Below are 23717 nucleotides of genomic sequence, written 5' to 3'. Positions count from 1 at the left end.
TCATCAAGTCACCTGTTTTATGTTGTGGTGAGAATATCACCTTTGATCAGGTGGCCAAATTTACTGTGCCACTACAAAGGGTAAAATCTTGACACCGATCGATAGCTTTTCCTTAGATGCTACCTATTTTAGACATCAGGGAAAAAACTATTATCTTTGGGCGCAGAAGGATCCCGCGATTGAAGGTAATTCAAATTTATACCTCTCTGAGATGGCGAATCCCTGGACATTAAAAACAGCACCAGTAATGTTAAGTAAACCTGAGTTTCCTTGGGAAACAAGAGGATTCTCGGTCAATGAAGGCCCAGCATTTATCGCCCATGGAAATAGAGTTTTCATCACCTATTCAGCCAGCGCGACAGATGAAAATTACTGTATTGGATTACTTTGGGCTGATAAAGCGAGCAACCTTATAGATCCGGCAAGCTGGCAAAAATTATCACACCCAGTATTTACGACTCATCGACAAAATCAGCAATTTGGGCCCGGACATAATAGTTTTACGCGTAATGAGCAAGATGAAGACGTATTAGTCTACCATGCCCGCAATTATTCAGATATTGAAGGGGATCCCCTTTACGACCCAAATCGACATACACGTATTAAAGTTTTCAATTGGAACGAAGAAGATATGCCGGTCTTTGGCGAGCCTGCAGCGGATAACTGATCGTTGACATTACACTCTTTATAGTAGGTTTTATCCCTATTAAGAGAGTCATGTTGATAGGTATCTAGGCTAAGGGTGAGTTCGAGTACTCTTTTCGCTTATCAAGCAGAGTACAGAGTTAGCGACCAGACTATCCAGATAAACGTAAAGAGCGAAAGCGAATCGCTAGCGTCTCTTTTACGGCTGGCTAAACGGGTTAACCCTCAACAGGTAGGAAGGCTAGGATACTTACTGCCAGCACGAAAAAGGCTCTTCCATGAGCCTATCGTTGATCAATGAAGAGTCTTACATAATGAGCAAATCACCCCATTATGGTGTGAGGAGAACATCACATCTGGACGCTCGTAAGATTGCTGGCAAGCAACACAATGGTACAAGGTACTGACTGGTGCACCAGAATGGTCGTAACGGGGTTCAGCGATCCCGTCATCCATCTGTTTACGGTAATATTTTCCACCAGTGATCAGTGCCATAGTGGGAGTCAACACCGCCGCGACGGCTAAGGCTATTAATGGGGAGTAAGGCATTAAGAAATGGCCGAGAAAACCAAAAAAGGCCGCTATTGATAGCCCTGCGGCAGCTAAAAATGCCACCATCCCCACGGGATTCACATTATAAAGCATCTCTTTACGGTATTCCGGTAACTTAGGCGATAGCTTTAGCAGGTATTTATTCACCGCAATATCTATTGCGACAACCGTCACCCAAGCAATGGCGAAATTGGAGTAGAAACCGAGAATATTCCCCAGCACCGAGAACATATCGCCTTCCATCAGTGCCAAGGCGATGGCAAGATTAATCATCACAAAGACAATTCTCCCCGGATAGTGGCGGCGTACTCGGGTATAGGCACTGGTCCAAGATAACGAACCGGAATAGGCATTGGTGACGTTAATCTTTATTTGCGAAATCACCACTAAAATTACGGCAAGGGTTAAGGCTAACCCTCCAGGTAACATTTGATGGAAGGCCGCGTTAAATTGCTGGACCGGTTCGGTACTATTGATACCCGGCGCTAGGGTAAGTAAATAGAACCCCAGGAAAGCGCCGATAGCTTGTTTTAATGCGCCCAAAATGACCCAACCTGGCCCTGCTGAAATGACGGCTAGCCACCATGAGCGGCTATTTTGGCGGGTTTTCGCTGGCATAAAGCGCAGGTAATCGATCTGTTCGCCAATTTGCATAATCAACGATAAGCAAATTCCGGCACCTAACATCACTGAGGCGAGATCCGCTCTATGTGTTCCATTTTTGCCCTGAAAGCTGAAAAACTGATCAGTTAAGGTCGGTTGTTGCCATACGAGATACAGTACCGGCCCGATCATCAAGACTAACCAAATGGGTGTGGTCCAAATCTGTAAATGACTTAAGGCCTTCATCCCGTAAATCACTAAGGGGATCACCATCAATGTCGAGACGAGATAGCCCAGCCACAAGGGGATATGTAAGCCGAGTTGTAAGCCTTGCGCCATAATCGATCCTTCCAGCGCAAAGAAGATAAAGGTAAAACTGGCAAAAATGAGACTGGTGACCACCGAACCATAATAGCCAAACCCAGCCCCGCGCGAGATCAAATCTAAGTCGATATTGTAACGTGCCGCGTAATAGGCGAGGGGGATACCGGTGAAGAAAATAACAATGGCTGCGAACAGAATCGCGAGTAAGGCATTTGTGGTGCCATAGGTCAGCCCGATACTCGCGCCAATAGAAAAATCGGCTAAGTAAGCAATGCCGCCTAAGGCGGTAATGGCTACCGTGGCGGTTCCCCAACGACGAAAGCTATACGGCGCATAACGTAAGGTGTAATCCTCTAATGTTTCATTGACGGAAAGGGATTTTTTCGAGGGGGATTTTCCCTCTATTACACTGTATTCATTCATTATTCACCTCTTTAAGTTAACTGGGCGCTAGACGCCGTGGAGGAATTGGTAGCAGTGAGTCGCCACTCAGCGAGTGGCTGTTCGCAGTGCCTCCTTTTGAATGCCGGATGTCTGTAAAGTGAGGCGCGCTTGATGCAGGCGATGTAAGGTTATTTTCCGCACCGCCGCTTTACTTTCGGAGATATGCAGGGTGAGCAGGCGCAATGCCTGTTCGCAGCGCTGCGCGAAGAGAGCCTGTAGAATGGCGTGATGTTGCTGATAAGTCGCCTGAATGCGATCATCACGAGTAAAATCAAGACGGCGAATAATGCTCAACTTTTCAGTCAGCTCTGTATGTAACAGCAGGAATTGTCGGTTATTCGTGGCAGACACTAAGGCGCGATGAAAAGCTTCATCGGCTAAGGCTACGGGTTTTCCTTGCGTTAAGGGCGCACTTTCCGACCAAAAGTATTGCTCGGCTGTCAAGGCTATGCGGCAATCCGCAGAAGAGATCGCGCATAATCGACGCACTGCTTCGCATTCCAGCACAATACGTAAATCGTAAAGCTCTTCGAAATAATCAAAATCAAAGGCTTTGACCTGCCAGCCGCTACGGAACAAGACTTCTACATAGCCTTCCCGCTCTAAATTAAAGAGGGCTTGGCGTACTGGCGTACGGCTAACCTGTAATTGTTGTGCAAGTTCGTTTTCGCTAAAGCGTTCGCCGGGTAATAGCTGAAAATCAAAAATAGCCTGTTTGACCGCCTGATAGACCTTTGCCGCAAGCGCTTCACGTCCGGCAGCGGGGGGAGCGTTATGCATGCGCCACTCCTTCTTCCGCCAGCCTCAATAGAATCTGCCCAGGGGTCACTTGCTGGCCCGGTTGCGCGCTCACCTGAGTAATTTTTCCCGCAAGGGTAGCGGTAATCGACAGCTCCATTTTCATGGCCTCGACGATAATTAATGGTTGCCCAACCTCGATGTAATCACCGGCGTTAACCAGGACTTTCCAAATATTGCCACTCAGTTCTGCGCAAATAGGGGTGTCGGTTGAGATTACTGTATCGGCAAGCACAGGTGCTTGAACAAGTGGGCCATGCTGGTCTTGCGACGCCCACAAGCTGACTTCTTGTGAAAAAGCTTGCTGTTGACGCGACCGAAAATCACTGATCGACTGAGCATTGTCGTTGAGGAATTGTTGGTATTCAGCGAAATCAAAAACGCTCTCTTCGATACGGATTGAGGAACGGCCTTCACGAAAAGCGTCTCGTTCTGCGATCAGTTCTTCTTCGGTGACCGGATAAAACCTGACTTGGTCAAAGAAGTGCAGTAGCCACGGTTGATCATCACTAAATTGGCTATTTTTTAAGAACTTATTCCAAATCGGTAATGTTCTGCCGACCAGCTGATATCCCCCTGGGGAGTCCATGCCATAGATACACATATACATTCCGCCAATGCCTACTGTCCCTTCGGCGGTAAAGGTTCGGGCAGGGTTGTATTTTGAGCTAAGCAGTCGGTGCCGCGGATCAAGCGGCACCGCACAAGGCGCGCCAAGGTAGACATCGCCTAACCCCAATACCAGATAGCTGGCAGAAAAGAGGGTATCGCGCACCTCATCTCGATGAGGTAGACCATTAATTCGCTGGATAAACTCCACATTATTGGGTAGCCAAGGCGCTTGGCTGCAGACGGTTTCTTGGTAACGTTCGACCGCCGCCAGGGTTGCACTGTCTTCGAATGCCATCGGTAACCAAATTATCCTTGAGGGAACGGTTAACTGACTGACATCGCCCAACTTATTCTCTATATCGAGCAAGCGTTTAAGTAAAGTACGCTGTGTGAGGCGTAAACTGTTGTAACGGATTTGCAATGAACGCACACCGGGAGAGAGCTCTTCAAGACCTTCAATTGCATGGGCTTCCAGCGCTTCCATCAGTAAATGGACGCGTAAACGTAAGGCGAGGTCGAGGATATTATCGCCGTACTCTATCAAGATATAGTGATCACCGGCTTGTCGGTAATAGACATCTGGGGTGGTCGGAGTGGCTGGACGTACCGCCAGCAGGGTTGCCGAGCCTAACTCTGTCGCGGCTAAGGAGGGGGGAACAACGCTAGGGACTGAACGAGGGCATAAGTCCGTGATAGCAGCCTGTTGTGCCTGTTCTCGTGTCACCGCTTCTTGATGGCTGATGGGGTAAAAACGAATCCTATCACCCGGTTTCAATTGGCCGACTTTCCATAATTCAGCGCTGGCAATAGTGACCGGACAGACAAACCCCCCCAAACTTGGTCCATCGTGGGTGAGAATGACCGGGAAATCGCCAGTGAAGTTGATCGCTCCTAGTGCATATTCGCAATCATGAATATTCGACGGGTGTAGACCCGCTTCACCGCCATCGAGTCGACTCCAGCTCGGGGTAGGGCCCATTAACCTTACACCAAGACGATTCGAGTTATAATGAACCTGCCACTCGCTGGCAAAAAAACGGTCAATACTCTCTTCTGTGAAAAAGTCTGGTGCGCCGTGTGGACCGTATAATACGCCAATTTCCCAGGTTGTACCGTATTGGGGGATCATCGCAGGATCTAGCCCGACAGGATCACTGATCGGGGCGGGTGTCGTGCAGGCTGCAAGCTCCGGTTGTGAGATGGCCAGCATATCGGCGGCGCGTAAGGTACGCCCCGCATGCCCACCAAACTGACCCAACACAAAGGTTGATCGACTGCCCAAATACTCTGGCACATCGAAACCATTACGTAGGGCAAGGTAGGTTCGACACCCCTGTTGTGCCCGGCCCAAGGTGAGTGTTTGACCGGCTTTAATCTGAATGGGCTGCCAATAGTCAATCGGCTTATCATCAAGCAGTGCAGGGCAATCGGCGCCGGTTAAACTGATCACGGTGTCACAATGGAAGCGAAGTGTTGGCCCTTGTAAGGTGAACTCCAATCCTGCCGCATCAGGATGGTTGCCGACAATACGATTGGCCAAACGGAAAGCATAATCATCCATCGGCCCCGAGGGGGGAACGCCAATATGCCAGTAACCCAAACGTCCAGGATAGTCTTGTACGCTACTAAAGGTACCGGGTTGTAGCACTTCGACTACCTTGGCGACAGGGATAAAACTGTCGAGGAAGCGGGTAGAGACTTTTCCCTCACGAAAGACCTCGGTGGCAATGACTTGGCGTAAGTAGTCCAGATTGGTGGTAATACCCTGTAATTGGGTGGCCGCCAAGGCCTGTTGTAATGTATCGATAGCCGCATCACGGCTTTCAGCCTTGACGATTAATTTTGCTATCATCGGGTCATAAAAAGCAGAAACGTCACTGCCTTGTTCAATGCCACTATCAATCCGTACACCTTGAGGGAATTGCACCGCAGTCAGTATCCCTGGGCTGGGCTGGAAGTTTTTTAATGGATCTTCGGCATACAGACGGACCTCTATCGCTGCCCCTCGTGGGGGCTGTTGCAAGCGTTGCCAGTCGAGGGCATCGCCCGCCGCCACGCGTAACATACACTCGACGAAATCGACGCCAGTCACCGCTTCGGTGATCGGATGCTCGACTTGCAGTCGGGTATTCACCTCCAAGAAGTAAAAGGCGTGTTGCAGGGGGTCGTAAATATATTCCACAGTGCCTGCACTTCGATAGTCGACAAGCTCCCCTAAGCGAATCGCTGAAGCGAGTAATGCCTCACGAATGGCGGGGGGGAGGTGTGGCGCAGGGGTCTCCTCAACGACTTTTTGATTTCGACGTTGCAAAGAACAATCTCGCTCACCCAAGGCGATAACCTTACCCTTGCCATCGCCAAAAATTTGTACCTCAATGTGGCGCGCATGTTCGATGTAACGCTCAAGAAAAACCCCAGCATCGCTAAAAAACTGCTCGCCGAGGCGGCGGACACTTTCCCATGCCCCGCAAAGTGCTTTGGCGTCAGGACAGTGAGTTAGTCCAATCCCGCCTCCACCTGCAGTACTTTTAAGCATTATCGGGTAGCCGATGTTTTCGGCAGCAGCTAAGGCTTCGTCTAATGACGTAAGCAGCGCTGTCCCGGGTGTCATCGGGACGCCCGCTTCAGCCGCCAATTCTCTGGCACGATGTTTTAAGCCAAACTCGCCAATTTGTTGTGCTGTGGGGCCAATAAAGACGATTCCTTGTTCTTCACACGCCGAGGCAAAAGTAACACTCTCAGAGAGAAATCCGTAGCCTGGCCAAATGGCCTGCGCGCCGCTCTTTTTGGCGGCGGAGAGAATTTTATCGATACGTAAATAACTGTCGCTGGCTTTATCGCCACCCAGCGCGATGGCGATATCGGCTTCTTTCACGTGACGCGCATTTCGGTCGGCATCGGAATAGACGGCAACGCTAGTGATCCCCAAGCGTTTAAGGGTTTTTATTGCACGGCAAGCAATTTCACCGCGGTTAGCAATCAGTACAGTGGTAAACATAGTCGTGTTCCTCTTAAGCAGTGATCCAATTACGCCAGCCGCCGAATGCAGTGATTTCCAGTGCCGTTTTGAGCACCTCTGGTTCGCAGATAAACCCTTTTACTGTCCGACCATCTAGCAGCGTCAGACTTCCTATACCTAGCGGTGCTGGAATTTCTGCGACAAATTCACCGAAACGTGCCAGGGGGATATCCCACAACTCGACGGTGATCGCTTGCCCCTGTTGATCGCGTAATAATCCGGGTTTCTTGATTGGGCCATCCAGTAAGGCGAAAAGACGATAGTTGGCAGCGGTTTTTGTCTCTTCGATGAATACAGCGTCTCGCGAGGTAAGTTGAAAATTTAACGGCATACCGGTCAGGTGCGCACCCACCACCGCCACCCGGACATGCGTGTTGGATACAGCGAGGGAGAGCGGCGTCGCGGGAAGGGAGCGACCGGTAGCCCCTAAGGGAAGCGCAAGTAATGACTGCCAACGGCAACCAAATTCGGCCAGGGCGCGATCATGCCAAGCGGGGGCTAATAATGTGATACCGGCTGGAAGGCCATCTGCGCGAAACGGCGCGGGGAGAGCTAATGCACTTAAATCAGCAAGATTAGTAAAGTTGGTATAAGTGCCAAGTTGTGAATTTAATGCGATGGGGGATTGCTCAAGGGCTGCTAAGGTATGGATGGTCGGGGTGGTCGGCACCAGCAAGGCATCGACATCCGCGAGAGTTTGCTGAATCGTACGGCTTAATTCGGCACGTAAATACTCCGCTTGATAGGTCTGCACCGCGGTGAAATCCAGACCTTGACGGATCACGTGATAAACGGTGGGATCCATCTCTTCGGGATGGTCAAGTAACGCGCCAACGGCAGCCGTTCTTTCGGCGACCCATGGGCCGGCATACAGTTGCTCGGCTAGTTGCTGAAAGGGGGTGAAATCGATAGGTGTCAGGGTCACGCCACTGTCCTGTAAGGCTGCCAACGAGAGTTGCCATGCGGCTTCAGCCTGCTGGTCACCATAAAAGGTTAGCGTGTCAGGTATGGCAAAGTGGGCGCGTGGTGGAAATTGCGCTGGCGTAGTAGCCGGATGCTGGCGTGAATAGGCCTCTTTTTCATCATAGCCGCTGGCCAGTGAGGCAACGAGATAGGCATCAGCCACCGTTAAGGCAAAGACAGAGGGAGTATCATTTAAGCGACAGGCGGGAATAATGCCCCGTGCCGAGATCCAGCCTTTGGTGGGCTTAAGACCCACAATATTATTAAAGCCGGCGGGGACACGACCCGAACCCGCAGTATCGGTTCCCAAACTAAAGGCGACATATCCCCGTGCTAGCACTGAGGCTGAACCTGAACTCGATCCACCACCGATATAGTCTGGATTAAAGGTGTTACTGACTGCGCCAAAGGGCGAGCGGCTACCGACTAATCCTGTGGCGAATTGATCCAGATTGGTTTTTCCTACCACGATAGCGCCCGCTGCCTTTAAGCGTACAACGGCTTGTGCATCTTGCTCGGCAATATAGCGCGCTGCCGGGCAGGCAGCAGTCGTCGGCCAGCCAGCAACATCTATATTATCTTTCACCGCGAATGGCACACCGAATAACGGCAGGGCATCAAGCGATGTTAGGTCTTGGGCAAAAAGGTCGTCTATTTGTGCGTGGAGTTGCTCAACACTACACAGATAGATCCATGCATTATCCTGAGGATCGAGTGCTTGGAAGTGGGCTATCAATAATGATTTTAGATGGTGCGGGTCCTGTTTCGCCTGCTGTTGCCAATCTTGAAGCGTGTAGCCAAAGGTTGCTGACATAGTTGAATCCCAAGTGGTATACAAGATACGGAATTCTTGAGCAATAACTATGCCAGATGGTTATCTCACTCATTATTAATGATTTTTTTTAATTATTGTTAAGTATGGCGTTAAAAAAACGAGCAATCAGTGCAGTGACGCACTGGTGTGACGCACAGTCTGGCGGGTCATCGGCAGAGAAGCAGAGGCCTAACAAGGGTTAAGCCTCTTTACGTTAACGATCGAACTTTGCGCTTAGAATGTTAGGCTAACCTTCGCCCAATAGCTGCGACCTGGCTCATTAATACGCGTATTGGTGGAATAGCCAAAGCTCCCATTTCCCGCCAAGTTAAGATGCTCGCTATAGGTTTTGTTAAGCAGATTATCAATCCCCACCGTTAAGGCCAGTTTATCCGTAAATTGATAACGGCTGTTAGCAGAGAGCACCAAGAAGCTAGCACTGGGCCCGAAATCTTTCCCCACCACATTACCTTCATTTTTTGCCACCCGATGTTGGGCAGCGACCCACCGTACTAACCCCGTGGTACTCCAAGGACCAGTATGCCAAGTGGCACCAATGCGTGTTTCGAGCGGCGGGATTTGTGGCAGAGGTCGATGTTGCTGGCGGTTGTTGGCTTGGGCATAGCTGATACTGCTTTCCAGTTTCCAGTGGTCAGAGAGTTGATAGCTGGCCCCCATTTCTCCTCCAAAAATCAGCGCATCAACATTGTCGACTTGGCTAATTCGTTTTTGAGTCGGCCGATAGCGAAACAGGATAAAATCATCCACCCATCCCACGTAAGCCGATACCCAAGCATCTAATTGTTTATCTTGGTATTTTGCACCGATATCCAGCTGGGTGGTTTTTTCCGGTTTCGCTTGCGTAAAGGCGGAGTGAACGTTGTCTGGGCCATAAGTCGGCGAGAACAGTTCCCAATAGTCGGGAAATCGTTCGGTATAGCCTAAGCCAGCATAGAGCATGACTGGGGAGTGTTCAGGGTGATGCTCAAGTCGTAAAAATCCCGCGGGCATAACCTTATGACGATGCCTAGAGGAAGTGATGCGTTTATCATGGGCCTGGCTTAGATCGGCTCTGGCCCCACTGATAAGGTGATCATCCTGATTAAGGGCATAGCGCAGCTCACTAAACATCCCATAATCGCTAAAGCTGGCATCTTCCCGCCAATTACCTGAAATTTTACGACGATGACTGTTGTGCTGCATATCGACACCGCTGCGCAGTTCTGTAGAGGTCCATTCCCAAGTGCCCATGACACGACCGCCAAGGGTTTTGCGGCCAACCTCCGAGCGCATTGGCCTCGACATGCCAGCAGTGGGGTGGCGCAGCGAGAAGTTATCCATAACATGATCGGCATTGTTGTAATAGAGATGGCTGGTCAGTTGGGTAAAAGTCTCGCTAATATTCTCTTTCTTAAAGGTCAGCCCGAGGTTTTGGCGCTTAAATTGTGAGCCGTCCATTCCCCGGCCGGCATAACGCGCATTGCCATTACCTTGTCCCGCGGTGAGTTCAAGCAAAGTATCGGCATCTGGGGTCCAGCCAATGGCGATATCACTGTTCCATTTTTTCCATTGCGACGGCACGTTACGCCCATCACCGTCTTGATAATCGTTTGCCCGTCCATGATTACCTGTTAAGCGAATATAGCCTTGCTGATTACCCATGCTGATATCGGCATTTTGGTCATTACGCTGGTTCGAGCCGGTCACTAGGCTGGCATCCCCTTGTATGCCGGGGGCCGAGAAAGAGGGCGGAAGTCGTTCAAACCGCAAGGTCCCTGCTGAGTTCCCCGGCCCCCATAACACAGTCTGCGGCCCCTTGATCAAGGTCATCAGATCAAAATTCTCTGGGGAGAGATAAGAAGAGGGCGAATCCATGCGGCCCCCGCAAGCGCCAAGCATCTCACTGTCATTCATCAGCATACGCAGGCGCGAACCGAACATGCCGCGAAACACGGGTTCACCATTGGTGCCACCGTTTCGAATTTGGGCGAAACCGGGAATGGTTTTTAAGTAGTCGGAGCCATCGCTGGCAGGGAGCGGTTGGCGAGGGGTTTTCGGTGAGCTAACGACCTCCAACGGCGAGTTGACGGGGGCGCTAACAATAATGGTTGAGTCGCTGGCAGCCTTCTCAGACGGTAAAGCGGCTGATACTTGCTGGCTATAGGCCAGCAGTAAAGCCAGGGTAATCGGTGATAACGCTGATGGGTAAGACATAATAACTTCCTTAATGCGCAGGCGTGACAATGCCTAGCGCTAAAAACGCTAAATCGGCCTAGATAACGACTTATCAGGCCACAATAAATAAGGGATGGCGTTTTAGAAGGAAGGGGGAGCGCGAGCTTGGCTTGATGACCAATAGCCGGTCAAGGGTCGGGTGATCGGCGGGAGAATACTGAGGCAGCGCAGCGGGCAATAAACGATGACCAGAGCGAGTAGAATAATCAGCTGAAGAAAGGGGAAATGCACTAATAATTGGCAGTAGCCACAGGCCATATCGTCGAGCATTTTAGTGTCGATGGCAGGGGCGTGAGAGGCGAGCGATGGCGACATCATTGGACAATCGTCGCTTGGTGGGGTATGCATACGCTCCATTGACTGCATGGCAGACGCTGGATGTGTTGAATGTTGTAGGGTCTTAGAGATTATCGGGGCGATAAACAGCATAGCGATTGAAAAAATCGCTAACTGTGCGGCAAAACGGTAAAATTTTGCGAATCGTTGCAAAACGGTAAATCCCCAGTCCTAAGTGCGGCGCTATATTACTCTAAAACTCATTGAGGACCTATAGAAACCTTAATTTTCATAAGGCTATCAGCCAGATAATGAGTATGCTAAAAGGGTAATTTAATGGTAGGGTATTGGCTTTTATTATCGGCTGACACTAAGAAACGACTGACTATGCAACACGCCTTAATTTCGATAGTAACCTTACTGGCGACATTAGCCTGCGGATGGTTTGCGGGGTCGCAATGTTCGTTGAAGACTCGGCAATCGGTGGTAAAATCCTTAAGTACCATTGTCCTACTCTTATTATTCAGTATGGGGCTAGATTTTGCGGAAGTATTGACTCAAGGTGAACTGGGCGGCGCAATCATGCTGCATGCGATGCTGCTTTCGGGATTAATCACGCTATTCACCGCAGTATTATTGCTACGTAAACCCGCTGTACTAACGAATGAAACCCCGCTGCCTTCATTATTCTCGGCCTTCGGTGGCTGTTTTAAGGCGATTGCCGCGTTTATCGCTGGGCTAACATTAGGGTACTTCACTCATTTCAGCCTGAATACGCTTGGCCTCTCCAGTAATGCTGTGCTTTATGTCATGTTATTTTGTGTGGGGGTTGATCTGGTAGGCTTTCGTTTCGGTCGTGTCACCCGTCAATGTGCCAGTGTACCGGTGGCCGCAGTGGTCGGGTATGTCGCTGCTGCAGGGCTATTTAGTCTGCTAACGCCCTTTAGTTGGCAACAATCATTGGTGTTAGGCAGTGGGTTAGGGTGGTTTTCGCTGTCAGGCCCGATGGTCCATCAATTGGCAGGTGCGGAAATGGGCGCAATCGCTTTTATGACCGATTTTTTCCGCGAACTGTTAAGTATTGTCTTTCTCTATTTCCTTGGCCGTCGCCAGCCTCTTGCTGCAGTGGGCTTAAGTGGTGCCGCGGCGATGGACTCCGCACTGCCCTTTATTAAACAAAATTGTGATGCCTACTACATTCCGTATGCCATCTTTAGCGGTCTATTATTGACGCTGGCGGCTCCTTTTCTCATCTCTATTACGGTGGCACTATGCTGAAATCTCTGACAACAAGAAAGATGAAGGGCATTATCACCAGTATGGTGTTACTGGTCTCAATGTCGACGAAGGCCGCACTGGAAGGAATATTGCTTGCGCCGCAATCAGGGCAACCCGCTCAGCGACTGGTGGTACTGTTACACGGTTATGGCAGTAATGAGCAAGATTTGCTGCCGCTGGCCGACTATATCGCTCACGATTATGCCATTGTCAGCTTGCAAGCCCCCATTGCCTTAGGGAACAACCGTTTTGCGTGGTATCGCAACGGTTCAGGAGCGCAGGCTGATATTACCGCGGCACGCCAACAAATCCTTAACCGTATCACTCAATTACAACGACAACTTAAAATCTCACCCAATAAGACGCTACTGGCCGGATTCAGCCAAGGTGCGGTAATGAGTTGGAGCCTAGTCTTAAACTCACCTGAAACCATCGGTGCCGCTGCCATCTTCAGTGGTCGTCTGCCTGAGTCTCAAGGCATTACGGCGACGCGTCAGGGTAAGGTTACCTTACCCGAACTCTTTATTGGACACGGACAGCGCGATCAACGTATTGCGCTAGCATTAGATGAACAGGCCGCCTCCATCGCCCAACAGCGTGGATATTCGCTGACCTTTCATCGTTATGCTGATCTCGTCCATGGTATTAATGAGCAAGAGCTTAATGATTTTAAGCAGTGGGCTGCACGACTTAGCCTTCAAAAACCATCGTCGTAGAGGCGTGTTCACTGCTACGTGGGGCTTTGAGTAAACGGGCAAACTCGACTTCCAGTTTTTCAACCACGATCAGAAACTGTGCGGGGGTATAGTTTTTATCCTGTTTTGAAGCATAAGCAATGGCCAGTTCTTTCGCCGTAAAACGTTGTGTGGAAAACATAAGCGGGCTCCTCTAGTTGATGGAGACAAGTGTAGGCTCGCTACCGTACAAAATAAAATTGGTTTAGATAATTACTGTAATGGGTAAAACTTTGCGATATCTCACACTTTTAAATCGAAGATTTGCTAAATGAAACCCTCTCTTAATCAAAATTTATCGTTGGCAGTTCGGCTATAGTATGCCGTTTGGTGAGATTTAATGGTCTGCGCAGTGCATTTTCTTAATGAGTACATTACGCTTATAACAACATAAGAGGGAAATCAGTGCCCGGCTGATTAATTCTGGAGTAGGTTGATGAGTAAAAAAATCATTTTTACTGTTTTAGTGATGATAGCAATTGTTTCACTGGCTGTTTTCTTTAGAGTACAAAACCAAGATTTATTATTACAAGGTGAAGTCGATGCGCCGGAAGTGATCGTCGCGTCGAAGGCGAAAGGGCGGGTCGTTGAACGACTGATTGAACGCGGTGATGATGTCAAAGCGGGACAAGTCATTATCCGTTTAGACGCCCCAGAATTAATCGCTCAGCTTAAAGCCGCAGAAGCGGCGCGCGATCAAGCGAAATTTACCTTAGAAATGTCACAGAACGGGACGCGTGAAGAAAGTATTCGCCAACTGACCGCAACACTTGCGGGTGCCAGGGCTGACTACCAAACCGCCGAAGCGACCTATCGCCGAAACCAAAGTGTGGCAGCCAAAGGGTATATCTCTGCTGTAGATTTAGATAATGCCCGCAACACCAGAGATACCGCGCTGCACAGTATGCAAAGTGCTCAGGCGAATCTGGATGAGGCTAAACACGGCGATCGTTGGGAGCAACGCGATGTTTATAGCGCACAATTGCAACAAGCCGAACAGCAATTAGCGGAAATTAAAGTCCAGACCGACGATCTCAATGTGAAAGCGCCGGTTGATGGCGAGGTCGGCCCTATCCCGGCTGAAGTCGGCGATTTACTGAGCGCATCGAGTCCTCTAGTGACTCTGGTTCGCTTACCCCAAGCCTATTTTGTGTTTAATTTACGTGAGGATATCTTGGCCCATGTGCGTAAAGGTGATGTGATTCACTTGCGTGTGCCTGCGCTGGATAATCAAGTCATTGAAGCACGAGTCCATTATATCGCCCCGTTAGGTGATTTTTCGACTAAGAGCGCGACGCGGGCAACCGGTGACTTCGATCTCAAAACCTTTGAAGTGCGCCTATGGCCCACCAAACCCGTCACTGGTCTACGTCAGGGGATGAGCGCGTTATGGCAGTGGAAACGTTAAGAACAGGCTTTCGGGCCTTTCGTCGAGCTTTTAATAAAGAGATCCGCATCAGTGCGCGTAAACCGGCTATCCACTGGTTGACCTGGTGTTTTCCACTACTGCTCTTTTGGCTACTGAGCAGTAACTTCTCTGAAGGAACGCTGATGAATTTACCGGTGGCGGTGGTTGACAACGACCATAGCCAATTGTCCCGTGAATTGATCCGCAAGTTGGACGCAAGTCCTCATGCAACCTTGACTGAATGGGAAGGGGGATTGAATGAGGCCCTGCATAAGATGCGCACAGCGCAAGATTATGGCTTGCTCTATATCCCGCCGGACTTCGAAAAACACCTCCTTTCCGCTAAACAACCCAAAGTCGCCTTCTATTACAATGCACTTTATTACGGTGCTGGGTTGTACTCAACCCAAGACTTTTCTGGGCTGGTCACTGCTATAAACAGTGAGTACCGTAGTGCCGTCGAGGCGAAGATAGGTAAAACCGCCCCAACACTACCTTCGGTCTCCTTGGTTTATCGCAGTCTGTTTAATGCTAGTGGAAGCTATATCTATTACCAACAATTTGCCGCCACCATCCACCTTATTCAGCTATTTGTGGTGACCAGCATGATTTATGTATTATCGCGCAGCAAACCGCTGATCTATGCCGACCGTTTTGGTTGGGCATTGTTAGGTAAACTTGCGCCTTATACGTTGGTTTACACCACCATTTTAATGGGGGAAATTGCGCTATTAGTGTGGGTGTTCTCCGCCCGATTTGTTGGCAATCCTTATTATATGTTTTTCGTGGCCTTCTTTTACATCATGGCGGCGCAAAGCCTAGGGTTGATGCTCTTTACTTTCACGCGCACGGCAATCAGTGCTTACACCTTGATGGCCATATTTGTCACCATTGCCTTAGCTTTTTCGGGACTCGGGATGCCAGAATTGTCGATGCCGTTGCCGGCACAATTTATTGCCAATATGGAACCCCTGACTCATGCACTCTACGCGATGTTTGATCTCTTTATTCGCAAAGTCCCAGCTCAACCTGTAATTGGGGTGTGTGCACTGTTGGCCGTCTACCCGATTGTGGTCGGGTTGTTAGTATTTCGGCGTTTACCAAAACGCTTACGCGATCAAGAGGCGATGGTATGAGTAGCTATTGGACCACCTTTAAGAAGGTGCTCGCAGGGATGCTTGAAAAGCCGATGTGGGCGATGCTGCTGTTATCGCTCTGTATTATCAGTATGGTGTATGCCAAAGGTACCGTATGGGAGATGCCTGTGGCGGTGGTCGATCTTGACCACAGCTCGGCCAGTCATTTATTAACCCGTAACCTTGATGCCAGCCCCAAATTAAATGTGGTCACCTACGATCAGCTTGGTCAAGCCGAGCGGGATATGGGGTATCGTAAATTGTTCGCAGTGGTGGAGATCCCGATCGATTTTGAAAAAAAGATGTTATCGGGAAAAAGTGTCTCCATTCCTGTATTTGGTGATGCCACCAATCGCTTACCCAATGGGCAAATCCAGCAGAATGTTGCGGCAGCTTACCAACAGATGCTGAGTCAGTATGAAGTTGAATTGATGATGAAAAGTCAATTCACTCAGTCGGAAGCTAACGTGGTGTTAACCCCGATGACTGGCCTAACATTACCCTTATTTAACCCCGGCATTAGCTTTGCCGCGATTATCTTTCCAGGCTTATTGGTGATGTTATTACAGCACTCCCTGCTTATTGCCAGCGTAAGGGTCTGTTTGATGATGAGCACAGAAGGGCGGCCTAAGCTTCCAGTGGTATTAGGTGCATTATCGGCATTAATCCCTATTTGGCTATTCTTATCGATTGTACTGTTCGCCCTGTGGCCATGGGTATTAGGTTATAAGCAAACGGCATCCATTCCTGAAATTTTACTGCTAACCTTCCCCTTCTTACTCGCGGTATTGGGGCTTGGACGATTATTGACTGAATGTATCCGTCGTGTCGAAATGATCTATTTGACCCTATCGTTTATTACGACACCCGTATTTTATATTTCGGGAACGATCTGGCCCTTACAGGCAATGCCGGATGCGGTGAGGTTTATTTCCAGTCTGTTTCCCTCTACATGGGCGATTAAAGCGATCGCTGGGGTTAATCAGATGGGATTATCGTTGCGAGAAGCCCTGCCGGATATCTGTATGTTGCTGCTGCTGTGTGCGATCTACAGTATCGCCAGCTTTATCTTGACCTTCCTCCGCGACAGACGCCTGATCAATCGGCTGCTCCATCGCGGAAGCCAGCATTAAGGATACGACCCAGCGGTGTGCCAGGCTTGGGAAATCAGCGTGGAGCCACATATCGCTGTTGGCGAGCGGGGTAGAAGCAATTGCCTACCGCCGTGCCGTGATGCCACCTTTTCATCACGCCGACTTTACCGGCGATACCCTGAATCGCCCCAGTCCGGCGCTCGCTAAAGGGGGGGGAGACAATGAGGCTCCCCCCGAGAACCCATCTCATCTTTAGGGTAAGGATTCTCAGCGTCTTATCTTGCTAGAGCCGTTACCTAACCGGCAATTAATGGCGCTTTGTGTTGTGCTAACAGTTGCTGTAAATCTTCTACCACTAACGTAAGTTTTTCCGGTGTCGGTAAACGACTAATTTCCTCTCGGTAACGTTGCAAAAGTGTCTGTAACTGCTCAAAAGCCCGTTCGCGTTGCAGTGCAAGCTTGCTGGTAGAGAGTAGTGTTGCACAGTCACGGATCTCTTGGTGAAACTCGGCTAAGCCCGGAAAATTATGAATCGTGATAGCATTAATTCGCCGATAAATAATGATCAGATTGATCGCTAATTGGTAGCGATGCAGAGATCGACTATCCAAGGTGATCAAGGATAAAAGTTGATCGTAGAGTGCGCTGAGACGATTTTTTTTACGTCGCAGAGGATTGGTGGTTAATGTTTGTAATGCGGTGACCAAGATATTACGAATCAATGTGTTAGCGAGATGTGTTTTATGCAGGTCTGGGATCACCGCAATAATTACCATGGAAATAATCGCCCCCAGGATCTGCCCCAATCCACTGTCGAAGGTATGACTAAAATCAAAGGTTTCGGGGTTGGTGATAGGGATTAAATTAAAAATAAACATTAATGATGCGCCACTCCCCACGATTTTGTACTGCACCGCCAATGACAGAATAAATACCAGAGCCCCTAATGCCACCAATAATAATAAGAAACTCTGCTGGGTAGCGGGCAAAATGAGTAGATAAAACACCATACTGATTGGAATGATGTAGATCATGCCGTAGATAAAATCGAGCCCTAACGCTTTAGGACTTTCTGCGCGCATTGCCAAGGTGGTGACAATACTGGCGATAATTAGAAAGCCACTGATCGCAGTAGGGTCCATCACTAACCAGAGTAAACAGCCTACAGCGGTGGTGACAAAGGTTCGCATTCCATTGATAAAGGCATGTTTACGCTGCGCGGTGGGCGCCGTGGAGAGGGTATAACGCTCTATAATCTCTTTCTCAACCTGGTGCAACGGTTGGTGAGAGTGGAGTCCGCGTAATAAAATCCGTAACTCTTTCATCGCTTTTAGCCAAGCACTTAATGAATACGGGGTTTGCGTGGCAGGCAACTGATGAATGAGATAGGTGAACTGATGTAATTTTTGATTTACCTGTTCAGGGGTGTGACATTCACCTTGAAACAAAAAGTACCAATGGCTGCTACGTTTATCAGGGCGTTGCTGGAAATACTGTTGTGTCTCATAGGTTAAGGTGAGCAGGTGAAAAAGGATGCCGTTGATGCCTTTAAGACGACGATGCATCATTACTGAATAATGGCTGGACTCCATGCGTAGCGTTTGACGCATCGCTTGCAGGGCTTTTGCCTGTGTCAGGCGTTCCCGGAAAATCTCCTCAAATTGCTGGGTATCATCACTGGTAAAGCAGTGTGACAGCAGTTGATAACAGTTATGAGGTAACTCCGCGACCCGCTGGTCGATGGAACGCTTTACCGAACGGGGTAAAAACAGTAAGTCAGAAAATATCAGGCAGAGCAGTCCTAAGGTAATTTCAAAAAAGCGATAGAGCGCAATTTGTAACACATCGTGGGGGGTCTGCCAGGCAGTGACAAGGATAATAAATACCGAGTATCCGGCTAAGCCGAAAGCATAACTGATCTCTTGCTTTACGACGGTAAAGAGCCACGAGAAGAAACCCGCCCAAGTACAACAGGCCAGCAGTAGCAGTATCGGTACCCGGCTAAAACAGGTCATGATTAACACGCCGCCGATACAGCCAACCGCTGTTCCTATCAAGCGTAAAAAACCTCGAAAACGTAATACACCGCTCATCGGTTCCCCGCCACTGGCAAAGGCCGGCGATGCGGCGATGATGGCGACGGTCATCATTGACCATTTAGGGGTGTCTAATTGCAGTATAAAACTTAACGCCAGTGCGAGGAGTAGCGCACAGGTGGTCTTACAGGCAAAACGAAGCCGGTAAATAAGTGAGTTATGCATGGTTTTACGGTCTAAAAAAGGGAGAAAATAGGGTTGATGCCTACTGGCAATACTCGGTAAGAAGAGAAATTAGACAGTTGAAAACATGGTGGCGTTTCCACAAGTTGGCGTGAAAGTTATATTACGCTTTTCGTAAAAAAGTGAAAGTATGATCGATATCAAAAAATGAAGTTTTTTTTGTGGCGATTTATTTTTTTTATCGTGTGCACGAATTATCGGTGAGCTACTCCCACCGATGCGGGGTAGTCAGCCAACTTAATACGGATTACTCTCGGAGCATTGAGCATGGTCGCGCAGAAAAACACTGAGGACATCTTTGGGGGCAACGCCACCGGCCTGAGAAATCAGCCAGCCAACAGCACCACGGTGATAGCTGCTGTGATGCAGAATGTGCTCGACCATCTCCACTGCGCTCATCGAACCTTGCCCGCCGTCGACAAAGGTGAATAAGATTGGGTGGGTAGGGGTTGACCACTGGTCGACATAGGAGAGATACCACTCACTACAGTGATCCATCGCTTGGGAAAGGTCGGTAATCGTTGGGGTGTCAACGGTGTTTAACGCTTGATAACCGTGGTCGATGCCTTGCAGGTTTCCCTTGAAAATTGCATCAACTACATAAATATGATTCATCAATCTAATCATAATTTTTTTTTGTTCAGCATACTGCCGGTCATCTATTGTCGCGATAGCGGCTAAGGTTTGCTGGTCGGCCCAACGTTTGAAGGAGAGTAACGTCGATAAACAAGGGAGTGCCATGGTGTGCTCCATGCATCAGGGATAATCACCGATTATCCAATGCCCGGCACCAAAAAGCGAGGGGCATTTTATCCGCCAGTGCGCAGTTGGTTGAAACTTTTTGTTTCCTGCGGCAGGGTAAGGATTTGAGGAGAAAAGACGATGATTGATGCGTTAGACCACGTGCATGTTTATGTTGAGGATGTCCCTGCGGCAGCAGCGTGGTATCGGCAACTTTTGGGCTTTGAACATGATCCTACTTTTGCCCTGTGGTATCAACAAGGAGGCCCCTTTGTTATCCGCTGTGCGGCCGCTTCGCTCTCTCTCTTTCAACGGCAATCGCCCAAACCCGGTAACACTATTGCGTTCGTGATTCAGGCGATAAAGGTAGCCACACTAGTGGATAGATTACAGAAGTACAAGGTGGCTTATTCTGTGGTCGACCATCACTTGACCTGGTCGATTTACTTCGAAGACCTCTGCGGGAACCCCTTAGAAGTGACTTGTAATGACTACGCGGCTGCGACGCCCATGATGGTCGCAGCGAGCTAAGCGTTGCATAAAAACCAACACTTAGCTGTTCGGCGCAGGGACCAAACATTGTGCATAAGGACCGGTAATGCCTTTGTTGCGGGGAAAATCAAGATCACCCCATTTACTGGTGGTGACGCCTAAATTTAGCAGCGATTCTAATAATGTGACCGCTGCGCCCACGCCATCAATAACCGGTATCTGCAATTCTTCGCTTAGTTGCGTTGCCAGATCAGCCATTCCGCCACAGCCTAAAATAATCGCGCCGACGCTATCGTTATGTTTAGCGTTTAGGCAGTATTCACGGACTTTCTGTTGCGCCAACCCACTTCCATCTTCTAGGCTTAATACCGGCAGATCGATGGCATGAACGGCGGCGCACTGCTCGTTGAAGCCGTAACGATGAAGAAGGTGACGGGCAATGATAACGGTACGCGGCAGGGTAGTGACAATGGAAAAACGCGTCGCCACTAAGCTTGCAACATGCATAGCCGCTTCAGCAATCCCCAGCACTGGGCCTTTCGCCAGCTCACGCGCCGCCAGTAACCCCGGATCGCCAAAGCAGGCGATGATATGGCCGTCCACACCGCGATCTTCGCCAGCACGGATCTGCTGCAAAATGCCCAGTGTTGCTACGGCCTCATCGAAATGCCCCTCAATGGAAGGGACACCTTCTTTAGGGCATACGGCGTCAATATCCAGACGCGATCCCGCAATACTGCGTGCGGTGTTTGCCATTGTCTCTGTCATGGCTTGACTGGTATTAGGGTTAATCAATTGAATACGGTGGCGGCGCATAAAGTCTCCATAGGAAAGGGGGGTTGCACGCTGACTGTGCAGCCCGGGCGTTAGTGCACTCTAATGAATCTTCGGGTGTGACGGCAAGGTGTAATTGATCTCAGCCACTGAATAGAAGAGAGGCCGGAACAGGCCAAGCGTACGGCAGTGAAATTATTGTTTCAAGAAAAAAAGAATTGGTATGTTATTTGCAGCCTAGAGTCATCAGTTCGATTTCGTTCACGAGGATGGCACTATGGCGCAGCAAGATTCGACAACACAGCACAGTTACCCGGCCAGTTACAGCCCAAAATTGACTAACGATGATTTGGCTCCGGTCAAAAACCCGCACTGGTCTTGGTATAATATCTTCTCGTTCTGGATGTCGGATATCCATAGCATGGGCGGTTATGTGGTCGCTGCCAGTTTTTTTGCATTGGGCTTAGCAGGCTGGCAAGTATTGCTCTGCTTACTGGTCGGGATCGGTATTGTGCAGGTGGCCGCTAATTTAATCGCGCGACCTAGCCAACTTACAGGGGTGCCCTATGCCGTAGTTTGCCGTCAAGCCTTCGGCGTATTCGGTGCCAATATCCCTGCTGTCATCCGCGGACTGATTGCTTTCGCTTGGTACGGGATCCAAACCTGGTTAGCCTCCAATGCCTTACTCTTGGTGTTGCTTAAATTTTGGCCAAACCTAACGCCGCTGACTGTGCCGCATTTTGTCGGCTTATCGGCGCTAGGCTGGATCTGTTTCGCGGTAATGTGGTGCTTACAAGCGCTGGTATTCTGGCGCGGAATGCGGACCATTCAAGCCTTTATCGATATTGCAGGTCCTGCGGTGTATATCGTCATGTTGGCCTTAGCGGTATGGATTATTTCGCAAACCGGTTGGAAAGGGATCTCATTAACCTTATCGGATAAAGCACTCAGTACTTCGCAACAGACCTGGCAGATGATCACTGCGGTGTCGCTGGTGGTCTCCTATTTTTCGGGTCCGTTACTTAACTTTGGTGACTTTGCTCGGTACGGTAAGTCAATGAAAGAGGTACGTCGCGGAAATCGTTGGGGGCTACCTTTCAATTTCTTACTGTTCTCGGTCATTACGGTCATTATTGTTTCCGGTACCAAAAGTTTATATGGTCAGATGATTACTGACCCGATTGAGACGGTCGCCCATACAGGAAATGGGGTGGTGATGGCGCTGGCATTATTAACGATGATTACCGCCACTGTGGGTATCAATATTGTCGCGAATTTTGTCTCCCCAGCCTTCGATTTTTCTAACTGCGCCCCGCAAAAAATTAGCTTTCGGATGGGCGGGATGATTGCAGCAGTCGGATCTGTGCTGCTGACACCTTGGAATTTGTTCCAATCTCCAGAATTGATCCACTATAGCTTAGATGTTCTGGGTGCCTTTATCGGGCCGCTATTTGGTATCTTGCTCTGCGATTTTTATCTGATAAAACGCGGTAATATTGATGTTGATGATCTGTTCACTGCCTCAAAACAAGGACGTTATTGGTACCAAGGTGGGGTGAATCTGCGTGCCGTCGCGGCATTGGTGCCAGCGGTAGTCATCGGCTTAGTGATCAGTTTTATTCCGAGCTTACATGCTGTGGCGAATTTTAGTTGGTTTATTGGTGTCGGGATTGCCGGGGGGGCGCATTTTATATTGCATCCGCGTGAAGTCCGCGCCCCACAGTCATCGGCGTTATCAAGTTTAGTCGCAGGTAAAGAATCCTGATTCTTTACGGCGAAGACATAGTGCCTAATCGAAACTGAAGGTATACTGCGCATCCCTTAGGTTGTGGATGTCGCAGTCGATTATGGTTAACTCAAGCGATCTTATTGAGCAGTTATGTGAGCACGGTTGGTACGCCCAACAAAATGTTATTCCGGGCGAATGGGTCACTGCCTTAGCGGATCTCTGTCATAAACGGACGTTCTTACAAGCAGGCATTGGCCAAGGGATAAAAAATATTATCAATGAAGCCATTCGATCAGACAGTATCAGTTGGATTGATTCGCGCGAAACCGACCCGGCTATCGTCTATTACTTATCGTTAGTTGACGAGATACAGCAACTGCTTAACCAAGAATTCTATCTGGGGTTGAATGGGTTTGAGGGGCACTTCTCGCGCTATCCTCAAGGTGCATTCTATAAACCGCATTATGACTGCTTTGCTCAAGATAAACGTCGCGCAGTAACACTCATTTTCTATATTAACCAAAACTGGCGACCTGAAAATGGTGGTCAACTCTGTTTGCACCTTCCTGAAGGTCAGAAGGTGATTGAGCCGGTAGCGGGTAGTATGATCTGTTTCCTCTCCGAACAAATATTGCACGAAGTCCTGCCCACTCATGTTGAACGGATGGCATTGACAGGATGGTTTGTCCGACATCAAGGGCAAGATTATTTTTACAGTTAGTCCAACATAAAATTTTCACCTTAATTTTCAGAAATGTGATCAGCAT

The 23717-nt window shown here is 49.2% G+C and carries 19 protein-coding genes and 1 pseudogene; 9 read left to right on the top strand and 11 right to left on the bottom strand.

All coding sequences use genetic code 11. From position 1 onward, the window contains the following. Nucleotides 1–76: 76 nt before the first annotated feature. Nucleotides 77–667, top strand: a pseudogene (locus tag HH682_RS02825) (glycoside hydrolase family 43 protein); the annotation flags it as partial. Between the two features lie 272 nt (nucleotides 668–939). On the opposite strand, the gene HH682_RS02820 reads toward HH682_RS02825, so the two are convergent. From HH682_RS02820 to HH682_RS02795, 6 genes are all read right to left on the bottom strand, one after another. Next, complete coding sequence (locus tag HH682_RS02820) at nucleotides 940–2547, bottom strand: purine-cytosine permease family protein (protein WP_214236020.1); 1608 nt, start codon at nucleotides 2545–2547, stop codon at nucleotides 940–942. Between the two features lie 66 nt (nucleotides 2548–2613). Then, on the bottom strand, nucleotides 2614–3348 hold the full coding sequence (locus HH682_RS02815) for a GntR family transcriptional regulator (RefSeq protein WP_214236018.1): 735 nt from the start codon (nucleotides 3346–3348) through the stop codon (nucleotides 2614–2616). Next, nucleotides 3341–6976: an urea carboxylase gene (gene uca / locus HH682_RS02810; protein WP_214236017.1), complete on the bottom strand. Its 3636-nt coding sequence runs from the start codon at nucleotides 6974–6976 to the stop codon at nucleotides 3341–3343. Before uca ends, HH682_RS02815 begins: the two co-directional genes overlap by 8 nt. Before the next feature lie 13 nt (nucleotides 6977–6989). Next, a complete protein-coding gene (gene atzF / locus HH682_RS02805; protein WP_214236015.1) occupies nucleotides 6990–8774 on the bottom strand; it encodes an allophanate hydrolase in 1785 nt (594 codons plus the stop codon). Between the two features lie 234 nt (nucleotides 8775–9008). After that, nucleotides 9009–10988 carry a TonB-dependent copper receptor gene (locus HH682_RS02800; protein ID WP_214236013.1) on the bottom strand — a complete coding sequence of 660 codons (1980 nt, stop codon included), beginning with the start codon at nucleotides 10986–10988 and terminating at the stop codon, nucleotides 9009–9011. 102 nt (nucleotides 10989–11090) lie between these two features. Next, nucleotides 11091–11498: a DUF2946 domain-containing protein gene (locus HH682_RS02795; RefSeq protein WP_214236011.1), complete on the bottom strand. Its 408-nt coding sequence runs from the start codon at nucleotides 11496–11498 to the stop codon at nucleotides 11091–11093. 123 nt (nucleotides 11499–11621) lie between these two features. Between HH682_RS02795 and HH682_RS02790 the strand changes: the two genes are divergently transcribed. Then, nucleotides 11622–12563 (top strand): LysO family transporter, encoded by a 942-nt coding sequence (locus HH682_RS02790; protein ID WP_214236009.1) that lies wholly within the window; start codon nucleotides 11622–11624, stop codon nucleotides 12561–12563. Next, the gene (locus tag HH682_RS02785; protein WP_214236007.1) at nucleotides 12557–13279 is read left to right on the top strand and encodes an alpha/beta hydrolase; all 723 of its coding nucleotides are present in this window, start codon (nucleotides 12557–12559) and stop codon (nucleotides 13277–13279) included. Before HH682_RS02790 ends, HH682_RS02785 begins: the two co-directional genes overlap by 7 nt. Here the strand turns inward: HH682_RS02785 and HH682_RS02780 are convergent. Beyond that, nucleotides 13254–13439 carry a YdiH family protein gene (locus HH682_RS02780; RefSeq protein ID WP_214236006.1) on the bottom strand — a complete coding sequence of 62 codons (186 nt, stop codon included), beginning with the start codon at nucleotides 13437–13439 and terminating at the stop codon, nucleotides 13254–13256. The two genes, HH682_RS02785 and HH682_RS02780, sit on opposite strands and share 26 nt — an antisense overlap. Before the next feature lie 294 nt (nucleotides 13440–13733). On the opposite strand from HH682_RS02780, the gene HH682_RS02775 reads away from it, so the two are divergent. Genes HH682_RS02775 through HH682_RS02765 form a run of 3 tightly spaced genes read left to right on the top strand, consistent with a single transcriptional unit; the run spans nucleotide 13734 to nucleotide 16974 of the window. Then, entirely contained in the window at nucleotides 13734–14705 is a 972-nt protein-coding gene (locus HH682_RS02775; protein ID WP_214236004.1) for an HlyD family secretion protein, read from the top strand. Beyond that, nucleotides 14687–15841 (top strand): ABC transporter permease, encoded by a 1155-nt coding sequence (locus tag HH682_RS02770; RefSeq protein ID WP_214236063.1) that lies wholly within the window; start codon nucleotides 14687–14689, stop codon nucleotides 15839–15841. The genes HH682_RS02775 and HH682_RS02770 overlap by 19 nt, the downstream gene beginning before the upstream one ends. Next, complete coding sequence (locus HH682_RS02765) at nucleotides 15838–16974, top strand: ABC transporter permease (RefSeq protein ID WP_214236002.1); 1137 nt, start codon at nucleotides 15838–15840, stop codon at nucleotides 16972–16974. The genes HH682_RS02770 and HH682_RS02765 overlap by 4 nt, the downstream gene beginning before the upstream one ends. A gap of 34 nt (nucleotides 16975–17008) precedes the next feature. On the opposite strand, the gene HH682_RS02760 is transcribed toward HH682_RS02765, so the two are convergent. From HH682_RS02760 to HH682_RS02750, 3 genes are all read right to left on the bottom strand, one after another. Beyond that, nucleotides 17009–17185 (bottom strand): hypothetical protein, encoded by a 177-nt coding sequence (locus HH682_RS02760; protein WP_214236000.1) that lies wholly within the window; start codon nucleotides 17183–17185, stop codon nucleotides 17009–17011. A gap of 46 nt (nucleotides 17186–17231) precedes the next feature. Continuing rightward, nucleotides 17232–19196 (bottom strand): FUSC family protein, encoded by a 1965-nt coding sequence (locus HH682_RS02755; RefSeq protein WP_214235998.1) that lies wholly within the window; start codon nucleotides 19194–19196, stop codon nucleotides 17232–17234. 255 nt (nucleotides 19197–19451) lie between these two features. Continuing rightward, the gene (locus HH682_RS02750; RefSeq protein WP_214235996.1) at nucleotides 19452–19955 is read right to left on the bottom strand and encodes a DinB family protein; all 504 of its coding nucleotides are present in this window, start codon (nucleotides 19953–19955) and stop codon (nucleotides 19452–19454) included. A gap of 141 nt (nucleotides 19956–20096) precedes the next feature. Between HH682_RS02750 and HH682_RS02745 the strand changes: the two genes are divergently transcribed. Continuing rightward, nucleotides 20097–20486, top strand: a complete 390-nt coding sequence (locus tag HH682_RS02745) for a VOC family protein (RefSeq protein WP_214235995.1) — start codon at nucleotides 20097–20099, stop codon at nucleotides 20484–20486. 21 nt (nucleotides 20487–20507) lie between these two features. On the opposite strand, the gene HH682_RS02740 is transcribed toward HH682_RS02745, so the two are convergent. Further along, entirely contained in the window at nucleotides 20508–21263 is a 756-nt protein-coding gene (locus HH682_RS02740) for an aspartate/glutamate racemase family protein (protein WP_214235993.1), read from the bottom strand. Between the two features lie 235 nt (nucleotides 21264–21498). On the opposite strand from HH682_RS02740, the gene HH682_RS02735 reads away from it, so the two are divergent. Both HH682_RS02735 and HH682_RS02730 read left to right on the top strand, forming a co-directional pair. Beyond that, nucleotides 21499–22986 (top strand): NCS1 family nucleobase:cation symporter-1, encoded by a 1488-nt coding sequence (locus tag HH682_RS02735; RefSeq protein ID WP_214235991.1) that lies wholly within the window; start codon nucleotides 21499–21501, stop codon nucleotides 22984–22986. Nucleotides 22987–23053: 67 nt separating this feature from the next. Then, nucleotides 23054–23671 carry a 2OG-Fe(II) oxygenase gene (locus HH682_RS02730; protein ID WP_214235989.1) on the top strand — a complete coding sequence of 206 codons (618 nt, stop codon included), beginning with the start codon at nucleotides 23054–23056 and terminating at the stop codon, nucleotides 23669–23671. The last annotated feature ends 46 nt before the right edge of the window (nucleotides 23672–23717 follow it).

Source organism: Rosenbergiella gaditana, from assembly GCF_018494065.1.
GTDB classification, from domain to species: Bacteria; Pseudomonadota; Gammaproteobacteria; order Enterobacterales; family Enterobacteriaceae; genus Rosenbergiella; species Rosenbergiella gaditana.
Note: the sequence above shows the minus strand (reverse complement) of the source record. Positions and strands in the feature narration are given on the sequence as shown.

What these genes read in the sequence shown, in the direction of transcription:
- HH682_RS02790 (WP_214236009.1), top strand. Translation starts at nt 11,622, where the DNA reads ATGGTAGGGTATTGGCTTTTATTATCGGCTGACACTAAGAAACGACTG.
- HH682_RS02765 (WP_214236002.1), top strand. Translation starts at nt 15,838, where the DNA reads ATGAGTAGCTATTGGACCACCTTTAAGAAGGTGCTCGCAGGGATGCTT.
- HH682_RS02740 (WP_214235993.1), bottom strand. Translation starts at nt 21,263, where the DNA reads ATGCGCCGCCACCGTATTCAATTGATTAACCCTAATACCAGTCAAGCC.
- HH682_RS02735 (WP_214235991.1), top strand. Translation starts at nt 21,499, where the DNA reads ATGGCGCAGCAAGATTCGACAACACAGCACAGTTACCCGGCCAGTTAC.
- HH682_RS02785 (WP_214236007.1), top strand. Translation starts at nt 12,557, where the DNA reads ATGCTGAAATCTCTGACAACAAGAAAGATGAAGGGCATTATCACCAGT.
- HH682_RS02820 (WP_214236020.1), bottom strand. Translation starts at nt 2,547, where the DNA reads ATGAATGAATACAGTGTAATAGAGGGAAAATCCCCCTCGAAAAAATCC.
- uca (WP_214236017.1), bottom strand. Translation starts at nt 6,976, where the DNA reads ATGTTTACCACTGTACTGATTGCTAACCGCGGTGAAATTGCTTGCCGT.
- atzF (WP_214236015.1), bottom strand. Translation starts at nt 8,774, where the DNA reads ATGTCAGCAACCTTTGGCTACACGCTTCAAGATTGGCAACAGCAGGCG.
- HH682_RS02775 (WP_214236004.1), top strand. Translation starts at nt 13,734, where the DNA reads ATGAGTAAAAAAATCATTTTTACTGTTTTAGTGATGATAGCAATTGTT.
- HH682_RS02780 (WP_214236006.1), bottom strand. Translation starts at nt 13,439, where the DNA reads ATGTTTTCCACACAACGTTTTACGGCGAAAGAACTGGCCATTGCTTAT.
- HH682_RS02770 (WP_214236063.1), top strand. Translation starts at nt 14,687, where the DNA reads ATGGCAGTGGAAACGTTAAGAACAGGCTTTCGGGCCTTTCGTCGAGCT.
- HH682_RS02730 (WP_214235989.1), top strand. Translation starts at nt 23,054, where the DNA reads ATGTCGCAGTCGATTATGGTTAACTCAAGCGATCTTATTGAGCAGTTA.
- HH682_RS02755 (WP_214235998.1), bottom strand. Translation starts at nt 19,196, where the DNA reads ATGCATAACTCACTTATTTACCGGCTTCGTTTTGCCTGTAAGACCACC.
- HH682_RS02815 (WP_214236018.1), bottom strand. Translation starts at nt 3,348, where the DNA reads ATGCATAACGCTCCCCCCGCTGCCGGACGTGAAGCGCTTGCGGCAAAG.
- HH682_RS02760 (WP_214236000.1), bottom strand. Translation starts at nt 17,185, where the DNA reads ATGAGATGGGTTCTCGGGGGGAGCCTCATTGTCTCCCCCCCCTTTAGC.
- HH682_RS02745 (WP_214235995.1), top strand. Translation starts at nt 20,097, where the DNA reads ATGATTGATGCGTTAGACCACGTGCATGTTTATGTTGAGGATGTCCCT.
- HH682_RS02750 (WP_214235996.1), bottom strand. Translation starts at nt 19,955, where the DNA reads ATGGCACTCCCTTGTTTATCGACGTTACTCTCCTTCAAACGTTGGGCC.
- HH682_RS02800 (WP_214236013.1), bottom strand. Translation starts at nt 10,988, where the DNA reads ATGTCTTACCCATCAGCGTTATCACCGATTACCCTGGCTTTACTGCTG.